We start from the raw sequence: 16,693 nt of genomic DNA, 5'->3' as shown, positions 1-16,693 counted from the left end.
AATCAGGGCGGTGGTGGGTATATGACGGTGATTGATGGCAAAAGGTCAGTCCACCCGTGGCTCGGTTTCGGCCAGCATCTTGATCGCTGTTGCCCCGACCTTGCGCACGGCCTCTTCAACCTGGGGTGTTGGCTTGGCAGCGTAGTTCATCCGCAGGCAGTTCCGGTATTTGCCCGAGGCGGAAAAGATGCTGCCTACCGCAATCTGCACCCCTTGTTCGACCAGGGCCCGGTTGAGCTTGAGGGTGTCGAACCCGTCGGGCAGTTCCACCCACAGCATAAAGCTGCCCTGGGGCCGGCTGGCCCGGGTGCCGGCGGGGAAATAACGGCTGACCCAATCGAGCATCAGGTCGCGATTGCGCTGGTATTGGGTACGCATCCGCCGCAAATGGGGTTCGAAGTGCCCGTTCTTGAGGAATTCGGCAATGGCGATCTGTGGTTGGGTCGCGGTCGAACCGGTGCTGATGTACTTCATGTGCAGCACCCGCTCCAGATAACGGCCAGGTGCCACCCAGCCGATCCGCAGGCCGGGGGCCAGGGTCTTGGAGAATGAGCTGCAGAGTAGGACACGGCCATCTTCGTCGAAGGATTTGATGGTGCGCGGGCGCGGGTAGCTGTAGGCCAGTTCGCCATACACATCGTCTTCGATAATCGCCACGTCAAAGCGCTGGGCCAGGGTCAGCAATGCCCGCTTGCGCGCCTCGGGCATGATGTAGCCCAGGGGGTTGTTGCAGTTGGGGGTCAGCTGGATAACCTTGATCGGCCATTGCTCCAGGGCCAGTTCCAGGGCTTCGAGGCTGATACCGGTCAGCGGGTCGGTGGGGATTTCCAGGGCTTTCATGCCCAGGCCCTTGAGGGTTTGCATGGCGCCGTGGAAGCTCGGCGAGTCCACGGCGACGATATCGCCGGGCTCGCAAATCGCACGGATGCTGGAGGACAACGCCTCGTGGCAGCCGGTGGTGATCACGATGTCCTGGGCGTCGAGCTGGCAGCCGGAATCCAATGACAGACGGGCTATTTGCTCACGCAATTCCATACAGCCGTAGATGTTGTCGTAGTACAGGCCCGGCAGGTCCTGACGCCGGCTGACCCGGGCGAGGCTGCGCAGCAAGGGCTTGATGGTCGGTGACAGTACATCCGGCATGCCGCGGCCCAACTGTATGACGTCTTTGCGCGGCACCGCGCGGACCAGTTCCAGTACCTGGTCCCACTGGGAAATCTCCACCGGGCGCTGGGCCGGACGACCCACGGCGGGCAGCGCCGGCAGCTCGCGCCCGACGGGCACGAAGTAGCCGGATTTTGGCTTGGGCGTCGCCAGGCCGTTGTCTTCCAGTAGCCGATAAGCCTGCTGCACGGTGCTCAGGCTGACCCCATGTTCCACGCTCAGGGCACGTACCGAGGGCAGGCGATCGCCGGGGCGATAGAAGCCCTGTTCGATGCGGGTACCCAGCAATTCGGCGAGGTTGACGTAGAGGGTCATGGCGGTCGCTCCCGGGGGACCAGTACAGATGAAGGGAAAATACAGGATTCAGCCCGCGTTTGGCAGTATCTGTATGGATTTAATAAAGGTTGGTTGAATCTGTAATGGTTTTGTCGCGCCATTCATTCTAGTCACTCATGGCAACAGGCAAATGAGGGGCAGGACAATGAGTGGCTTGAGCGATGTGCGGCTGGCGCTACACAGTCAGGAACTGGAAGCAGGGCAGGAACGCGAGATGACCGGGCTGGCGCCTGGCAATCCGAGCCGCTGGGAACTGTTCTGGCGCCGTCGCCATACGCGCAAGGCCTTGCTGGGCCTGAGCCGGGAGCAATTGCGCGATATCGGCCTGACTGCCGAACAGGCGCGCCAGGAAGGCTTGAAACCGTTCTGGCGCGGGTGAGTCAGAGCAGTTCTTTCATGCGGTGCCAGAGCATGCCCAGGGCCAGTAGCGGTGAACGCAAGTGCTTGCCGCCAGGGAAGGTGATGTGGGGCACCTGGGCAAACAGGTCGAAGCGCCCACGGTGCTGGCCGCTGATGGCTTCGGCCAGCAGCTTGCCCGCCAGGTGGGTGGCGTTCAGGCCGTGGCCGGCATAGGCCTGGGCAAAGTACACGTTGGGGTGGTCGGCCAGCCGGCCAATCTGCGGCAGGCGGTTGGCACCGATGCCAATCATGCCGCCCCACTGGTAGTCGATCTTCACCTCGGCCAGTTGCGGGAAGACCTTGAGCATCTTCGGCCGCATATACGCGCCGATATCCTGGGGATCACGCCCGGAATAATGGCAGGCGCCGCCAAACAGCAGGCGCCGGTCGGCCGACAGCCGGAAGTAATCCACTGTGACCCGCTGATCACACACGGCCATGTTTTGTGGCAGCAGTTCGGCGGCCTGGGCCGGGCTCAAGGGTTCGGTGGCGATGATGTAGCTGCCGGCGGGCAGCACCTTGCCGCTCAGGTGGGGGTTGAGGCCATTGAGATAGGCATTGCAGCCCAGCACCAGGGTCTTGGCGCGCACGCAACCCTGGGCGGTGTGGACTTTGACCTCAGGGCCGTAGTCGATGCGCAATACCTGGGACTGTTCAAACAGCCGTGCGCCCAACTGCTGGGCGACGGCGGCTTCACCGAGGGCCAGGTTCAGCGGGTGCAGGTGGCCGGAGCCCATGTCGATCATGCCGCCCACGTAACGGTCGGACCCGATCACACTGCGCATTTCCCCGGCTTGCAGCAGGCGCAGTTCATGGCGATAACCCAGGTCGTGCAACTCCTCGGCATCGGCGGCCAGGCCTTGCAGGTCGCGGGGCTTGTTGGCCAGGTCGCAGTAACCCCAGGTCAGGTCGCATTCAATCTGGAAGCGCTCGACCCGCTGGCGCACGATTTCCACGGCTTCCAGGCCCATTAATTTCATCTGCCGCACGCCTTCGGTGCCGACCACATTGGCAAACTGATCGAGGCCATGGCCGACGCCACGAATCAACTGCCCGCCATTGCGCCCGCTGGCGCCCCAGCCGATCTTGCGCGCCTCCAGCAGCACCACGCTAAACCCGCGTTCAGCCAACTCCAGGGCCGTATTCAACCCAGAGAACCCGCCGCCCACCACGCACACATCGGCGACGACTTCGCCCGCCAAGGCCGGGTAATCGGGTTGCGGCAGGCTGCTGGCGGCGTAGTAGGAAGCGGTGTGCCGGGCGCTGGCGGTCATGGGGAGCATCCGTGTCTGGAAAATTTGACGCAGGATACAGCGGTCGGGTGAAGCTGTCTCACTCGGGGCTTTTAGGGCAAAATTCACGCCTATTCGCCGTTCGGTATGGGTTTCGATGAGTTGCAACAGCCAGAAAGTCAACGCGCTGCGCCGGCAGATTCCTTCGTTTGAGTGTGTGCCGGGTTGCCATGATTGCTGTGGGCCGGTGACTACATCCACCGAGGAAATGTCGCGCCTGCCGCGCAAGACCGCACCCGAGCAGGAAGCGGCCATGGATGAGCTGAACTGTGTACACCTGGGGCCCAACGGTTGCACGGTGTACGACGAGCGCCCATTGATCTGTAGGTTGTTTGGTACTACGCCCAGCCTGCCATGCCCCAACAACCGTGGCCCGGTGGAACTGATTCACCCGCGGGTGGAGAAGCAGATCCACGAGTACATGGCGACCACCCGGCAGGTGCTGGTCTGACAGATGTACTCGGTCAAAAGGTGGGAGCTGGCTTGCCTGCGATAACGGTGTGCCAGGCAATGAAAATGGCGGCCGGTTGATCGCTATCGCAGGCAAGCCAGCTCCCACAGGATCAATCCGGGATCGGCAGGTTCAGGCTCTCCTTCACCTCTTCCATCACGATATAGCTCTTGGACTCGCGTACATGGGGCAGCTTGAGCAGGATGTCGCCCAGCAGTTTGCGGTACGAAGCCATCTCGGAAATCCGCGCCTTCACCAGGTAGTCGAAATCCCCTGAAACCAGGTGGCACTCCAGCACATGGGGCAGTTTCAGCACAGCACGTCGGAATTCTTCGAAGGTATCGCCGGATTTGTAGTCGAGGCTGATCTCGACAAACACCAGCAGGCTACCCTTCAAGTGCTGCGGATTGAGGCGGGCGTTGTAGCCCATGATGATCCCCTCGCGCTCCAGGCGCCGGACCCGTTCGGTGCAGGGCGTGGTCGACAGCCCTACCTTTTCCCCCAGCTCGGTAAACGAAATCCGCCCGTCCGCTTGCAGGATGCGCAGGATGTTGCGGTCGATCTTGTCCAGCTCCCGCTTGGTCTGGGTATTGGTCCGCATAGGGGATGCTCCTCCGTGAAAAGGGTTTTTGCCGAGAATTGTCGCCAAATATAGGCACTTATATAGTGAAATGCACTGGTCATTGCTTTTTATACTGCCCACATCTTTGTGCTGAACAACAAACGTCAGCGGTCAAGCCGTGATGAGGATATAAAAATGCGCGTTTTGGTCTTGGGTAGCGGTGTCATTGGTGTGGCCAGTGCCTACTATTTGGCGCGTGCCGGTTTTGAGGTGGTCGTGGTCGACCGTCAGCCGGCCGTTGCAATGGAGACCAGCTTCGCCAACGCCGGCCAGGTCTCGCCCGGCTATGCGTCGCCATGGGCCGCGCCGGGCGTACCGCTCAAGGCTATCAAGTGGCTGCTGCAGCGCCATGCGCCACTGGCGATCAAGGCCACGGCCGATATCGACCAGTACTTGTGGATGGCGCAGATGCTGCGCAACTGCACCGCCAATCGCTATGCGGTGAACAAGGAGCGCATGGTGCGTCTGTCCGAGTACAGCCGCGACTGCCTCGATGAACTGCGCGCTGAAACCGGCATTGCCTACGAAGGCCGTAGCCTGGGTACTACCCAATTGTTCCGCACCCAGGCACAACTGGATGGTGCGGCCAAGGATATTGCCGTGCTCAAAGAGTCCGGCGTACCGTTCGAGCTGCTCGACCGTGCCGGTATCGCCCGCGTCGAGCCGGCCCTGGCCAGCGTCACGGATATCCTGGCCGGTGCCTTGCGCCTGCCCAATGACCAGACCGGCGACTGCCAGATGTTCACCACGCGCCTGGCCGATATGTGCAAGCAGTTGGGCGTTGAGTTCCGTTTCGAGCAGGACATTCAGCGCCTGGACCACGCCGGTGATCGTATCAACGGGGTGTGGATCGACGGCAAGCTGGAAACCGCTGACCGCTACGTGCTGGCCCTGGGCAGTTACTCGCCACAGCTGCTCAAGCCGCTGGGGATCAAGGCGCCGGTGTATCCGCTCAAGGGTTACTCCCTGACCGTGCCGATCACCAACCCGGCGATGGCCCCGACCTCGACCATTCTCGACGAAACCTACAAGGTCGCGATCACTCGCTTCGACAACCGCATCCGGGTTGGCGGCATGGCTGAAATAGCCGGTTTTGACCTGTCGCTGAACCCACGCCGGCGCGAAACCCTGGAGATGATCGTCAACGACCTTTATCCTCAGGGCGGTGACTTGAGTGAAGCGACGTTCTGGACCGGCCTGCGCCCGACCACCCCGGACGGTACGCCAATTGTCGGCGCCACCCCGTTCAAGAATCTGTTCTTGAATACCGGCCACGGCACCCTCGGCTGGACCATGGCCTGTGGCTCTGGTCGCTTGCTGGCGGACCTGATGGCCAAGAAAACCCCGCAGATCAGTGCCGCAGGCCTTGATATTTCCCGTTATGGCAGCCCTCAGGAGTCCACAAAACATGTCAATCCAGCGCCAGCTCACCAATGAGCGCATGAGCCAGATCGTTGTCCACAGCGGTACCGTGTATCTGGCAGGGCAGGTCGGCGACGACATGAGTGCCGGGATTGAACAGCAGACCCGTGAAACCCTGGCCAATATCGAGCGTTTGCTGGATCTGGCCGGTACCGACAAAACCAAGTTGCTGTCGGTGACGATCTACCTCAAAGACATCGACGCCGACTTTGCCGGCATGAACGCGGTATGGGACAAGTGGCTGCCAAAAGGCGTCGCACCCGCCCGTGCCACGGTTGAGTCGAAACTGTGTGAGCCAGAAATCCTGGTCGAGCTGTCTGTCGTGGCCGCTCTGCCTTAAACGATCCCTCTTCCGGTGCCGGCGCTGTCGGTCGGTACCGGTTTTTTCTTCCTACCGCCGCCTAGAAGCCTGCCGCCATGCGTCCTGCCCGTGCCCTGATCGACCTACAAGCCCTGCGCCACAACTACCAATTGGCCCGCGAACTGACCGGGGCCAAGGCCCTTGCCGTGATCAAGGCCGACGCCTACGGCCATGGCGCCGTGCGCGTGGCCCAGGCCCTGGAAGACCAGGCCGACGGTTTTGCCGTGGCCTGTATCGAGGAAGCGCTGGAACTGCGCGCTGCCGGAGTTGGTGGGCCGGTGTTGTTGCTCGAAGGGTTCTTCGAGGCCGACGAACTGCCGCTGATCATCGAGCATGACTTCTGGTGCGTGGTGCATTCGTTGTGGCAGCTGGAAGCGATTGAACAGGCGCGCCTGAGCAAGCCGCTGACGGTGTGGTTGAAGCTGGATTCGGGCATGCACCGGGTTGGCTTGCATCCCAAGGATTATCACGACGCTTACCAGCGCCTGCTGGCCAGTGGCAAAGTGGCCAAGATCGTGTTGATGAGCCACTTCGCCCGTGCCGATGAGCTGGACTGCGCGAGCAGCGATGAACAGGTCGCGGTATTCGAGGCAGCGCGCCAGGGCTTGGCGGCCCAGGTCAGCCTGCGCAACTCGCCGTCTGTGATGGGTTGGCCGAGCGTTTCCAGCGACTGGGTACGCCCCGGCATCATGCTTTACGGTGCGACGCCCTTCGGCGAGGACCAGGCGGTTGCCGCGCGTTTGCAGCCGGTGATGACCCTGGAGTCGAAAGTCATCTGCGTGCGCGAATTACCGGCGGGCGAGCCAGTGGGTTACGGCGCGCGATTCGTGACGCCCAAGCCGATGCGTATCGGTGTGGTTGCCATGGGTTATGCCGACGGTTATCCACGGCATGCGCCGACCGGCACGCCGGTACTGGTCGCCGGCCAGCGCAGCCAGTTGTTGGGGCGGGTGTCGATGGACATGCTGTGCATCGACCTGACGGATGTACCCCAGGCGGGTCTGGGTTCAACCGTCGAGTTGTGGGGCAAAAACATTCTTGCCAGCGATGTGGCGACCGCCGCCGAGACCATCCCCTATCAGATTTTCTGCAACCTGCGCCGCGTGCCACGGCTCTATTCCGGTGCTTAGCCGTCGGCTACAGATGAAGCTCACCGGGATTGGGACCAAAGTGTTGTAAATACTGAACGCTGTCGCCATGATAACGCTCAATTACAACAAAGCCTGAATCCTAGGAGGCTCCTGCATTGGACGTCGGCGAACGACTGCAATCCATCCGTAAACTGAAAGGTCTTTCCCAGCGTGAACTCGCCAAGCGTGCGGGCGTCACCAACAGCACCATTTCGATGATCGAGAAAAACAGTGTCAGCCCCTCCATCAGCTCCTTGCGCAAGGTGCTGGGCGGCATCCCCATGTCCATGGTCGAGTTCTTTTCCGAAGAGATCCTCCAGGAAAAACCGACGCAGATCGTCTATAAAGCCAATGAGCTGATCGACATCTCCGATGGCGCGGTCACCATGAAACTGGTAGGCCGGGCGCATCCCAGCCGGGCGATTGCGTTTCTCAATGAAATCTACCCGCCAGGCGCCGACACCGGCGAGGAAATGCTGACCCATGATGGCGAGGAAACCGGGATCCTGTTGGAGGGTCGACTGGAACTGGTGGTAGGCGCCGAAATTTTTGTGCTCGAAGCCGGCGATAGCTACTACTTTGAAAGCACCAAGCCGCACCGTTTTCGCAATCCGTTCGATGTGCCGGCGCGACTAATCAGCGCAGCCACACCCGCGAACTTTTAACAGAAGAGGCGCCCTGCCTACCTTGCAGAGGTGCCCGTAGTTGCATTTCGCCCTGTTGAATCTCCCCTTGGATAATAGGGTTGTTTCAGTGAGGCGGCCTAACCGTTATACTTTCGCCGCCTGCGAAACCGTGGCCGCAGGCGTGAATAGCCACCATGAGGGTGAACGCGTGAACCTAATTATGAAAATGCTGGCTGTACCAGCAACCGTACTGGCCCTTTGGGCTGCCAGCGCTCAAGCTGCGACCAATGATGATATTGCCAAGCGCCTTGAACCCGTCGGGAAGGTCTGTATTCAAGGTGAAGAATGCAAGGGCATGGAAGTCGCTGTGACAGCGGGCGGCGGCGGCGCGAAAACGCCGGACGAGATCATTGCCAAGCACTGCACCGCTTGCCACGGCACGGGCCTGTTGGGCGCACCGAAAATCGGTGACACCGCAGCCTGGAAAGAGCGCGCCGACCACCAGGGCGGCCTTGACGGCATCCTGGCCAAGGCCATCACCGGCATCAATGCCATGCCGCCTAAAGGGACGTGCGCCGATTGCTCGGATGCTGACCTCAAAGGTGCGATCGAGAAGATGTCTGGTTTGAAATAAACCGATCTTCGCCAAAAAGCCGCTGACCAGCGGCTTTTTTGTGCCCGCAATTTGGTTGCCAAGGCTGTTCATTGCAGCAAAGACCCGGCAAGCTCGGTCCAACCCCAATTCATGGAATGTTCAGGAGGGTCGGATGGTGCAGTTGTGTTCAATCGAGCAAGCGGTCGACGACGTACTGGCGCGCTTGCCTGCGCATATTCACATGGGGATGCCGCTGGGCCTGGGCAAGCCGAACCTGTTTGCCAACGCGTTGTACCGGCGCATCGCCAAGCTGCCCGAGCGCGAACTGACGATCTACACCGCCTTGAGCCTGGGCCGCCCGCCGTTGGGCGATGGTTTGCAGAAGCGCTTTCTCGAACCGTTTATCGAGCGGGTGTTTGGCGACTATCCCGAACTGGACTTCCTCGCCGCCCTGCGCAAGGACAGCCTGCCGGCCAATATCCACGTGCAGCAGTTCTTCATGCAGCCCGGCAGCCTGTTGCATAGCGCCCAGGCCCAGCAGGATTACGTCAGCAGCAACTACAGCCATGCGGCCCGTGACATCAACGCCGCAGGCCTGAACCTGGTCGCGCAGTTGGTGGCCAGCAGCAGTGAACACCCGGATCGCCTGAGCCTGAGCTGCAACCCTGATATCACCCTCGACCTGTTGCCGATGATTGCCAAGCGTCGCGCGGCCGGGGAGACCATCCTGGTGGTCGGCCAGGTGCATGAGGACTTGCCCTACATGCCGGGCGACGCCGAGTTGGGCATGGACCAGTTCGACTTCCTGATCGACGAAAAAGACCACACCACACTGTTCTCCACGCCGAACATGCCGGTGGGGTTCCAGGACCATTTCATCGGCTTGCACGCCAGCACTCTGGTGCGCGATGGCGGCACCTTGCAGATCGGCATTGGTTCGATGGGTGACGCCCTGACCGCTGCGCTGCTGGCGCGCCAAGCCGATAACGAAGGCTACCGGCACTTGCTCACTGACCTGGATGTGTACCAATGGGCGCCGCTGATCAGCCGTGAGGGTGGGGTCGAGCCGTTTGCCAGGGGCCTCTACGGTTGCAGCGAGATGTTCGTCAACGGCCTGCTGGTGCTGGCCGATGCCGGGATTGTGCGGCGCAAGGTCTACGCCGATGTGGCGACACAGACGCAGGCCAACGCGGGCCTGCTGGACGATGCCGCACAGCCCGACGGCGTGTCGATCCATGGCGGTTTCTTCCTGGGACCACGCAGTTTTTACCAGCGCTTGCAGGAAATGACTCACGCCAAGCGCCAGGCATTCAACATGACCCGCATCAGCTATATCAACGAGCTGTATGGGCAGGAAGAACTCAAGCGTTTGCAGCGCGTGGATGCGCGGTTTATCAACAGCGCGATTATGGTGACCTTGCTGGGTGCAGGCGTTGCCGACCAACTGGAAGACGGCCGCGTGCTCAGCGGTGTGGGCGGGCAATACAACTTTGTCGCCCAGGGTCATGCGCTGGAAGGCGCGCGCTCGATCCTGATCCTGCGCAGCTGGCGTGAATCGGCTGGCGAGGTCAGCTCCAATATTGTCTGGGAATACGGCCATTGCACGATTCCACGGCACCTGCGCGATATCGTGATCACGGAATACGGCATCGCTGACCTACGTGGTCAGACCGACGCCAAGGTGATCGAGGCGCTGCTCAATATCACCGACTCACGGTTCCAGGCCGACTTGATCGAACAGGCGCAAAAAGCCGGCAAGTTGCCCAAGGATTTTGAACTCGACCCACGCTTTGCCGACAATACGCCCGAGCGTTTGCAGGCGGTGCAGGCGCGGCATTCAAGGCTGTTTCCGGAGTATCCGCTGGGCAGTGACTTCAGTGATGAAGAGCGGGATTTGTTGCGGGCGTTGAATTGGCTCAAGAGCAAATTCAAGCTGACGGAGATTCTGGAGTTGGGCAAGGCGGCGCTGGATGCGCCGGAGCCTGCGGCGTTTCCCGGGCATTTGGTGCGCATGCGCCTGGATAAGCCTGAGGGGTTTAAAGAGGATCTGTATCAGCGCCTATTGCTTGCTGGCCTACAGGCCACCGCACGCTGACAGGTAACACAAGGCAAATGTGGGAGCTGGCTTGCCTGCGATGAGGGCCTGACAGTCGACATCTCTGTCGCCTGACACGGCGCTATCGCAGGCAAGCCAGCTCCCACATTTTTAACTGTGCTCGCTCACCTTCAGTCGATGAAGGTCACGACCCCACCGGCCAGGGACTTCACCCGCGCCAGCGACTCGACCCGATAACCCTGGGCATCCAACTCCGCACGGCCACCCTGGAACGACTTCTCGATCACAATCCCCAGGCCCGCCACGGTGGCGCCGGCCTGTTTGATGATAGAAATCAGCGCCTGGGATGCCTTGCCGTTGGCCAGGAAGTCATCGATCACCAGCACGCGATCGCTGCTGGTCAGGTGGCGCGGGGAAATCGCCACGGTGCTTTCGACTTTCTTGGTGAAGGAATACACCGTCGCCGACAGCAGGTTTTCCGTCAGGGTCAGGGACTGTTGCTTGCGGGCGAAAATCACCGGCACGCCGAGGTTAAGGCCGGTCATGATCGCCGGCGCGATGCCCGAGGCTTCGATGGTGACGATCTTGGTGATCCCCGAGTCCTTGAACAGCGCGGCGAATTCGTCGCCGATCAGCTTCATCAGCGCCGGGTCGATCTGATGGTTCAGAAAGGCGTCGACCTTGAGTACCTGGTCGGAAAGCACGATGCCTTCTTCGCGAATTTTCTTGTGCAGTGCTTCCACAAAAGCTTCCTCTGGTGGCGCAAGGGGCGCCGAAAGTAGATTAAAAAGTAGTCGATTCTAGCGCTTTAGCATCGCGCGTATATCTGCCAGGGCGGTGTTGCCGCGTACCGCCTTGACTTCAGTCGGGGTGTCGTCGTTGCCTTCCCAGGCCAAATCGTCCGGTGGCAGTTCATCGAGGAAGCGGCTCGGGGCGCAGTCGATGATCTCGCCGTATTGCTTGCGCTTGGCCGCAAAGGTGAAGGCCAGGGTCTGGCGAGCGCGGGTAATGCCTACGTAGGCCAGGCGCCGTTCTTCTTCAATGGTGTCGGCTTCGATACTGGAGCGGTGTGGGAGGATTTCCTCTTCCATGCCCATGATGAACACATAGGGGAATTCCAGGCCCTTGGACGCATGCAAGGTCATCATCTGCACGCCTTCGGCGCCATCTTCTTCTTCCTGCTGACGTTCAAGCATGTCGCGCAGGACCAGCTTGCCGATCGCGTCTTCGACGGTCATTTCGCCGTCTTCGTCTTTTTCCAGGGTGTTCTTCAACGCTTCGATCAGGAACCAGACGTTGCCCATGCGGTAATCCGCGGCCTTGTCGCTGGAACTGTTGGTGCGCAGCCAGTTTTCATAGTCGATGTCCATGACCATGCTGCGCAGGGCGCTGATCGGGTCTTCGCCGGCACACTGCTCGCGCACCTTGTCCATAAAGCGCTTGAAGCGCGACAGGCGATCGGTGAAGCGCGTGTCCAGGTGCTCGCCCAGGCCGATTTCGTCGGTGGCGGCGTACATCGAGATCTTGCGCTCGGTGGCGTAGTTGCCGAGTTTTTCCAGGGTCGTGGAGCCGATTTCCCGGCGCGGCACGTTGATCACACGCAGGAAGGCGTTGTCATCGTCCGGGTTCACGATCAACCGGAAGTAGGCCATCAGATCCTTTACTTCCTGGCGTCCGAAAAAGCTGTTGCCGCCCGACAGGCGATACGGAATCTGGTGGTGCTGCAACTTCAGCTCGATCAGCTTGGCCTGGTAGTTGCCGCGATACAGGATGGCGAAGTCGCTGTAGGGGCGGTCGGTGCGCAGGTGCAAGGTCAGCAACTCGACGGCCACGCGCTCGGCTTCGGCATCTTCGTTGCGGCAGCGGATCACGCGGATTTCGTCGCCATGGCCCATCTCGCTCCACAGTTGTTTCTCAAACTCGTGGGGATTGTTGGAGATCAGCACGTTGGCGCAACGCAGGATACGACTGGTGGAGCGGTAGTTCTGCTCCAGCATCACCACTTTCAAGGACGGGTAGTCGACCTTGAGCAGCATCAGGTTTTCCGGGCGCGCACCGCGCCAGGCGTAGATCGACTGGTCGTCGTCGCCGACCACAGTGAACTGGTTGCGCGTACCGATCAGCAACTTCACCAGCAAATACTGGCTGGCGTTGGTGTCCTGGTATTCGTCCACCAGCAGGTAGCGCACCTTGTTCTGCCACTTTTCGAGGATGTCGGCGTGTTCCTGGAACAGCTTGACCGGCTGCAGGATCAAGTCGTCGAAGTCCACCGCATTGAACGCCTTGAGCGTGCGCTGGTAGTGGGTGTAGACGATGGCGGCGGTCTGTTCCTTGGGGTTGCGTGCGTTTTCCAGGGCTTCGGGGGGCAGGATCAGGTCGTTTTTCCAGGCGCCGATCATGTTCTTGATCTCGTCGACGCCGTCGTCGCCCGCGTATTCCTTCTGCATGATGTCGGTCATCAGGGCCTTGACGTCGGTCTCGTCAAAGATCGAGAAGCCCGGCTTGTAGCCCAGCCGCGCATGCTCCTTGCGGATGATGTTCAGCCCCAGGTTGTGGAAGGTACACACGGTGAGGCCGCGGCCTTCGCCACCCTTGAGCAGGGTGCCGACGCGCTCTTTCATCTCGCGCGCGGCCTTGTTGGTAAAGGTCATGGCGACGATGTACTGGGCACGGATGCCACAGTTCTGGATCAAGTGCGCGATCTTGCGGGTGATCACGCTGGTTTTGCCGGAGCCAGCACCGGCGAGCACCAATAGAGGGCCGCCGACGTAGTTCACGGCTTCTTGCTGCCGGGGATTGAGTCGGGACATACGGAATTTTGGGAGTCATTGTTCAAAAGGGCGGGCATTTTAACAGGCTGGCAAGATTCTGCTGCCTCTGAACGACAGTGTGACGTACCACTCGATCTAAATTTGCCGCTTTTGTTACTTTGACGCAGGATGTGCGGGGTTTTTGGGTCTATCGTTCGATCTAGAGCCGCACTGCGCGTATTTGATAACCAATATCATTGGTGATTATCAGGCTGCACGTCATAATGCCCGCCGCCAACGAAATCTTGCACAGTCTAGGGAGCTAGCTTGTCTACGCCTGTCGAACCCTTGCGTTTGCTGCTATTGGCCGATACGCCTACGTGGGCAGCGTTGTTGCGCGAGTGCCTGGCGCCGATGGGCGACGGGGCAGTGCTGATCAGTGCGCCAAACTGGGAGTCGGTGAGCAGCCTGTTCGATGACGACCGCACGGCCGTCTTGCTGACCACCCCCAGCCTGCAACCCGGCCCGGGCCGTTGCAGCCTGCCGACCGTCTTGCTGCTGGAGCAGGAGCCGCTGGTTGCGCCGCTGGGCGCCAGTGACTGGCTGATCCTCGGTGCGTTTGATGTCGATACGGTGCGCCGCTGCCTGCGCCATGTGCGCGAGCGCGGCTTGCTGGAAAACACCCTGCAACGCCTGGCCGAACAAGATCCGCTGACTGGCATCGCCAATCGCCAGGGGTTCCAGACCCTGCTGGCCGCACGCCTGGCGGAAAACGACGGGCGGGGCCTGGCCCTCGGTCACCTGGACCTGGACAACTTTCGTCACGCCAACGATGCCCTCGGCCACCAGGCGGGCGACCGGCTGATCCTGCAAGTGGTCTCGCGGCTCAAGAGCCAGCTTGAAGCCGGCGACCAACTGGCGCGCCTGGGCAGTGACGAATTTGCCTTGCTGATCGACACCCGTCGCGCGCCGCAACGCGCCGAGTGGATGGCCGAACGTATCACCGAGGCCATGGCCGAACCTTACTGGGTCGACGGCGAGAGCCTGCTGATCGGTTGCAGCCTCGGTGTGGCCCACGCCCGCGCCAAGGCCGGCGCCGACCCGTTGATGTGGCACGCGCATATCGCCATGCAACAGGCCAAGAGCACCCAGGGCTGCACCTTTCATATCTTCAACGAGCGTATTAACCGCAATGCCCGCAGCCTTGCCGACCTGGAAAGCGAACTGCGCCGGGCGCTGCGCCGTGACGAACTGGAGCTGCATTACCAACCGCGCCTGGACCTGGACGATGGGCATATCGTCGGCCTCGAAGCCCTGGTGCGCTGGCGCCATGGCGAGCGCGGCCTGTTGCCGCCGAGCGAGTTCGTGCCGTTGGCCGAGCAGAGCGGCCTGATCGTGCCGTTGGGCTACTGGGTGATTTCCCGTGCCCTGCGCGATATGCAGGACCTGCGCGAACGCGGCCTGCCGGCGCTGCACATGGCGGTCAACCTGTCGTTTCGCCAGTTTCAGGACAGTCAGTTGCTGTCGACCTTGAGCCGGCTGATTGCCGAACGCGGGGTGGAGGCGCAATGGCTGGAATTCGAGCTTACCGAAACCGCCGTGATGCGCCGCAGCGACCTGGTCAAGCAGACCATGGATGCCTTGGGCCGCCTGGGTGTGCGTTTTTCCCTGGATGACTTTGGTACCGGGTTTTCATCCTTCGTACACCTCAACAGCCTGCCGATTGCCCTGCTCAAGATCGACAAGAGCTTTGTCGGTGGCATGGAAGAGCGCGAGGAAAACCGCAAGCTGGTGCACGCCATGATCAACCTGGCCCATAACCTCAACCTGGAAGTGGTGGCCGAAGGTGTGGAGACGCCTGAGCAACTGGCGTTGTTGCGTCTGTTTGGCTGCGACCAGGCCCAGGGTTACCTGATCAGCAAGCCATTGCCGTTGCCGGAGTTGGTGGAATACCTGACATTTGGCAGCAGCCAACAGGCGTTGTTGGGTGAAGTGATCTGACTGTGTAAACCCAATCAAAAATGTGGGAGCAGGCAAGCCAGCTCCCACATTGACCGAGTACATGCTTCAGTTCGGCTGTGGGGCCGTGTCGATTTGCGGTTCCTGGGCAATCATCCGCTTCATCTTTCTTTCAAACGCCCACGTCAGGGTAATCGCCGCACAGGCCAGGCCCAGCGCCAAGCCCCACCATACGCCAGTCGGTCCCCAGTCCAGGGTAAACGCCATCAACCAGGCCGCGGGTGCGCCAATCAACCAGTAGCAACCCAGGCCGACGAGGAAGGTGGTCTTGGCATCCTTGAGCCCACGAATGCAGCCCATGGCGATGGTCTGCACGCCATCGAACAGCTCGAACCACGCAGCCACGGCCAACAGGCTGACGGCCAGGCTGATCACCTGGGCGAAGGCTGGGTCGTCATGGTCCAGGAACAGGCCGATCAGCGGGTCCGAGAACAGCCAGAACACCATGGCGAACCCCAGCATTACCGTCGCGCCAAAGGTAATCCCGACCCGCCCGGCCAGCCGTGCGTCGAGTAACTGACCGCCGCCGTAGTGCAAGCCGATGCGCATGGTCACGGCATAGGACATGCCCGCCGGCACCATGAACGCCACCGAGACGATTTGCAGGGCAATCTGATGCGCGGCCAACTGCGTACTGCCCATGGTGCCCATGCACAGCGCAGCGAAGGCGAACAACCCGACTTCCACCGCATAGGTGCCGCCAATCGGCAGGCCCAGGCGCCACAGTTCGCGCAAATAGTGCAGGTTGGGACGCAGCAGGCCCTTGCCCAGTGGATAGGCCGCGTAGGCACGGTTGTATTTGATGTACCACAACAGTGCCAGGGCCATGCAGTTGGCGACAATCGCGGTGACCAGGCCAATGCCCATCAGGCCCAGCTTGGGCAGGCCGAACATGCCTTCGATCAATGCATGGTTGAGCAGGTAGTTGATCACCGTGCCGCACAGGCTGATCACCATGACCGGCGTGGCTTTGCCGATGGCGCTGGTGAAGCCGCGCAGGGCCATGAACGTCAGGTAGCCGGGCAGGGCGAACGGCAGGATCATCAGGAACTGGCCGGCCGACTGCACGTTGGTTTCGGTCTGGCCGAACAGCAGCAGCACTGGCTTGAGGTTCCACAGCAGCAAGCCGGCCACCAGCGCCATCAGCCAGGCCAGCCAGAGCCCGGCCTGAGTCAGGCGGGTGGCACCTTCGATGTCGCCGGCGCCCTGGCGAATAGCGACCAGGGTGCCCACGGCGGCAATCACGCCGATGCAAAAGATCGACACAAACGAATAGCTCGCCGCACCCAGCCCGCCGCCGGCCAGGGCTTCGGGGCTCAGGCGGGCCATCATCAGGGTGTCGGTCAGCACCATCAGCATGTGCGCCAACTGTGAGGCAATCAACGGCCCTGACAGCCGCAGAATGGCCCAGAGTTCGGTACGCGCCGGATGCTGCATGATCATCACGCTCAATAATTCAGGAAGGGGTGC

Annotated in this window: 15 protein-coding genes; 9 read left to right on the top strand and 6 right to left on the bottom strand. The window is 61.1% G+C overall.

The genetic code is table 11. The features are described 5' to 3' along the window. Positions 1-45: 45 nt before the first annotated feature. On the bottom strand, positions 46-1,479 hold the full coding sequence (locus KL786_RS02795; protein WP_215516662.1) for an aminotransferase-like domain-containing protein: 1,434 nt from the start codon (positions 1,477-1,479) through the stop codon (positions 46-48). Between the two features lie 166 nt (positions 1,480-1,645). Here KL786_RS02795 and KL786_RS02790 point away from each other — a divergent pair, with 166 nt between their 5' ends. Then, on the top strand, positions 1,646-1,879 hold the full coding sequence (locus tag KL786_RS02790) for a DUF1127 domain-containing protein (protein WP_215516661.1): 234 nt from the start codon (positions 1,646-1,648) through the stop codon (positions 1,877-1,879). A 1-nt stretch (position 1,880) separates the two neighbouring features. Here the strand turns inward: KL786_RS02790 and KL786_RS02785 are convergent, their stop codons facing one another. Continuing rightward, positions 1,881-3,173, bottom strand: coding sequence for an NAD(P)/FAD-dependent oxidoreductase (locus tag KL786_RS02785; RefSeq protein ID WP_215516660.1), 1,293 nt, complete (start codon positions 3,171-3,173; stop codon positions 1,881-1,883). A 115-nt stretch (positions 3,174-3,288) separates the two neighbouring features. Here KL786_RS02785 and KL786_RS02780 point away from each other — a divergent pair, with 115 nt between their 5' ends. After that, complete coding sequence (locus tag KL786_RS02780; RefSeq protein ID WP_215516659.1) at positions 3,289-3,642, top strand: YkgJ family cysteine cluster protein; 354 nt, start codon at positions 3,289-3,291, stop codon at positions 3,640-3,642. A 112-nt stretch (positions 3,643-3,754) separates the two neighbouring features. Here the strand turns inward: KL786_RS02780 and KL786_RS02775 are convergent, their stop codons facing one another. Next, positions 3,755-4,243, bottom strand: coding sequence for an Lrp/AsnC ligand binding domain-containing protein (locus KL786_RS02775; RefSeq protein ID WP_003206849.1), 489 nt, complete (start codon positions 4,241-4,243; stop codon positions 3,755-3,757). A gap of 156 nt (positions 4,244-4,399) precedes the next feature. On the opposite strand from KL786_RS02775, the gene dadA reads away from it, so the two are divergent. From dadA to KL786_RS02745, 6 genes are all read left to right on the top strand, one after another. Continuing rightward, positions 4,400-5,701: a D-amino acid dehydrogenase gene (gene dadA, locus KL786_RS02770; protein ID WP_215516658.1), complete on the top strand. Its 1,302-nt coding sequence runs from the start codon at positions 4,400-4,402 to the stop codon at positions 5,699-5,701. Then, complete coding sequence (locus KL786_RS02765; protein WP_032856829.1) at positions 5,673-6,026, top strand: RidA family protein; 354 nt, start codon at positions 5,673-5,675, stop codon at positions 6,024-6,026. Before dadA ends, KL786_RS02765 begins: the two co-directional genes overlap by 29 nt. A gap of 77 nt (positions 6,027-6,103) precedes the next feature. Beyond that, positions 6,104-7,177, top strand: coding sequence for an alanine racemase (alr, locus tag KL786_RS02760; RefSeq protein WP_032856830.1), 1,074 nt, complete (start codon positions 6,104-6,106; stop codon positions 7,175-7,177). A 116-nt stretch (positions 7,178-7,293) separates the two neighbouring features. Continuing rightward, the gene (locus KL786_RS02755; protein ID WP_032856831.1) at positions 7,294-7,842 is read left to right on the top strand and encodes a cupin domain-containing protein; all 549 of its coding nucleotides are present in this window, start codon (positions 7,294-7,296) and stop codon (positions 7,840-7,842) included. Between the two features lie 181 nt (positions 7,843-8,023). Next, positions 8,024-8,437, top strand: coding sequence for a c-type cytochrome (locus tag KL786_RS02750; protein WP_215516770.1), 414 nt, complete (start codon positions 8,024-8,026; stop codon positions 8,435-8,437). Between the two features lie 133 nt (positions 8,438-8,570). Next, positions 8,571-10,493 (top strand): acetyl-CoA hydrolase/transferase C-terminal domain-containing protein, encoded by a 1,923-nt coding sequence (locus KL786_RS02745; protein WP_215516657.1) that lies wholly within the window; start codon positions 8,571-8,573, stop codon positions 10,491-10,493. A gap of 131 nt (positions 10,494-10,624) precedes the next feature. On the opposite strand, the gene KL786_RS02740 is transcribed toward KL786_RS02745, so the two are convergent. Next, positions 10,625-11,197, bottom strand: a complete 573-nt coding sequence (locus KL786_RS02740; protein ID WP_029289761.1) for a xanthine phosphoribosyltransferase — start codon at positions 11,195-11,197, stop codon at positions 10,625-10,627. A 57-nt stretch (positions 11,198-11,254) separates the two neighbouring features. Further along, a complete protein-coding gene (gene rep, locus KL786_RS02735) occupies positions 11,255-13,264 on the bottom strand; it encodes a DNA helicase Rep (RefSeq protein WP_032856834.1) in 2,010 nt (669 codons plus the stop codon). A 267-nt stretch (positions 13,265-13,531) separates the two neighbouring features. Here rep and KL786_RS02730 point away from each other — a divergent pair, with 267 nt between their 5' ends. Continuing rightward, positions 13,532-15,205, top strand: a complete 1,674-nt coding sequence (locus KL786_RS02730; RefSeq protein WP_032856835.1) for a putative bifunctional diguanylate cyclase/phosphodiesterase — start codon at positions 13,532-13,534, stop codon at positions 15,203-15,205. 66 nt (positions 15,206-15,271) lie between these two features. On the opposite strand, the gene KL786_RS02725 is transcribed toward KL786_RS02730, so the two are convergent. Continuing rightward, positions 15,272-16,666, bottom strand: coding sequence for a NorM family multidrug efflux MATE transporter (locus KL786_RS02725; protein ID WP_065943608.1), 1,395 nt, complete (start codon positions 16,664-16,666; stop codon positions 15,272-15,274). Positions 16,667-16,693 lie beyond the last annotated feature (27 nt).

Source organism: Pseudomonas sp. TAE6080 (assembly GCF_018732265.1).
Taxonomy (GTDB): domain Bacteria; phylum Pseudomonadota; class Gammaproteobacteria; order Pseudomonadales; family Pseudomonadaceae; genus Aquipseudomonas; species Aquipseudomonas brenneri.
Note: the sequence above shows the minus strand (reverse complement) of the source record. Positions and strands in the feature narration are given on the sequence as shown.

Coding starts and splice junctions, on each gene's coding strand:
- rep (WP_032856834.1), bottom strand. CDS start 13,264: ATGTCCCGACTCAATCCCCGGCAGCAAGAAGCCGTGAACTACGTCGGC.
- KL786_RS02725 (WP_065943608.1), bottom strand. CDS start 16,666: ATGATCATGCAGCATCCGGCGCGTACCGAACTCTGGGCCATTCTGCGG.
- KL786_RS02750 (WP_215516770.1), top strand. CDS start 8,024: ATGAAAATGCTGGCTGTACCAGCAACCGTACTGGCCCTTTGGGCTGCC.
- dadA (WP_215516658.1), top strand. CDS start 4,400: ATGCGCGTTTTGGTCTTGGGTAGCGGTGTCATTGGTGTGGCCAGTGCC.
- alr (WP_032856830.1), top strand. CDS start 6,104: ATGCGTCCTGCCCGTGCCCTGATCGACCTACAAGCCCTGCGCCACAAC.
- KL786_RS02765 (WP_032856829.1), top strand. CDS start 5,673: ATGTCAATCCAGCGCCAGCTCACCAATGAGCGCATGAGCCAGATCGTT.
- KL786_RS02790 (WP_215516661.1), top strand. CDS start 1,646: ATGAGTGGCTTGAGCGATGTGCGGCTGGCGCTACACAGTCAGGAACTG.
- KL786_RS02745 (WP_215516657.1), top strand. CDS start 8,571: ATGGTGCAGTTGTGTTCAATCGAGCAAGCGGTCGACGACGTACTGGCG.
- KL786_RS02775 (WP_003206849.1), bottom strand. CDS start 4,243: ATGCGGACCAATACCCAGACCAAGCGGGAGCTGGACAAGATCGACCGC.
- KL786_RS02780 (WP_215516659.1), top strand. CDS start 3,289: ATGAGTTGCAACAGCCAGAAAGTCAACGCGCTGCGCCGGCAGATTCCT.
- KL786_RS02795 (WP_215516662.1), bottom strand. CDS start 1,479: ATGACCCTCTACGTCAACCTCGCCGAATTGCTGGGTACCCGCATCGAA.
- KL786_RS02785 (WP_215516660.1), bottom strand. CDS start 3,173: ATGACCGCCAGCGCCCGGCACACCGCTTCCTACTACGCCGCCAGCAGC.